Origin of the sequence: Selenomonas sp. oral taxon 892 str. F0426, assembly GCF_000468035.1 — a bacterium.
Taxonomy (GTDB): domain Bacteria; phylum Bacillota; class Negativicutes; order Selenomonadales; family Selenomonadaceae; genus Centipeda.
In genome coordinates, this window is record NZ_KI260514.1 from 1 (window position 1) to 730 (window position 730).

The window sequence follows — 730 nt, forward strand, 5'->3', positions numbered from 1 at the left end:
CCACGCAGCCGTCTACGAGATGGTCGAAACGCCGGAGGAGACGGGATTCGCGGACATCGAATGCCGCTTGAACCTTGTCGAAGCCGCCACCGAGCTTTTCGAGGACGGCGGGCATGCGATGGCTTGGTGCATGAAGCGCATCTAAGCCACGCCGAACAACAAAACAGCCCTTCGGGGCTGCTTCTCGTTACAGATATTTTGAGTCGCTGACGGCGGCTCTTTTTTGATGGGGGTGATCGCTTGCGAAAACTCATGGACTACACGCCAACGAAGTTCATGGCAGAGGACGCGCACTATGACAAAGGCGCTGCGGATTATGCTGTGGGCTTTATCGAGTGCCTGTGCCATACGAAGGGGACGTGGGCAGGAAAGCCCTTCGAACTCATCGACTGGCAGGAACGCATCATCCGAGACATTTTCGGAATTTTGAAGCCGAACGGTTATCGGCAGTTCAATACGGCGTATGTGGAGATTCCCAAGAAGCAAGGAAAATCAGAGCTCGCGGCCGCTGTCGCACTGCTCCTTTGCTGCGGCGATGGGGAGGAGCGTGCAGAGGTCTATGGCTGCGCGGCTGACCGCCAACAGGCGAGCATCGTTTTTGAGGTCGCTGCCGACATGGTGCGGATGTGTCCTGCGCTCAGCAAGCGTGTGAAGCTCCTCGCCTCCCAGAAGCGGATGGTGTATCTGCCGACGAATAGCTTCTATCAGGTGCTTTCGGCAGAAGCCTACT

1 protein-coding gene and 1 pseudogene are annotated in these 730 nt (G+C 57.0%); both read left to right on the forward strand.

Annotated elements, in window-relative coordinates; all coding sequences use genetic code 11:
* Positions 1-145 (forward strand): annotated as a pseudogene (locus tag HMPREF1992_RS11545) (hypothetical protein); the annotation flags it as partial.
* Positions 146-240: 95 nt separating this feature from the next.
* Positions 241-730 (forward strand): terminase large subunit domain-containing protein (locus HMPREF1992_RS00335; protein ID WP_037357724.1); only part of this gene is annotated, 490 nt, incomplete at its 3' end.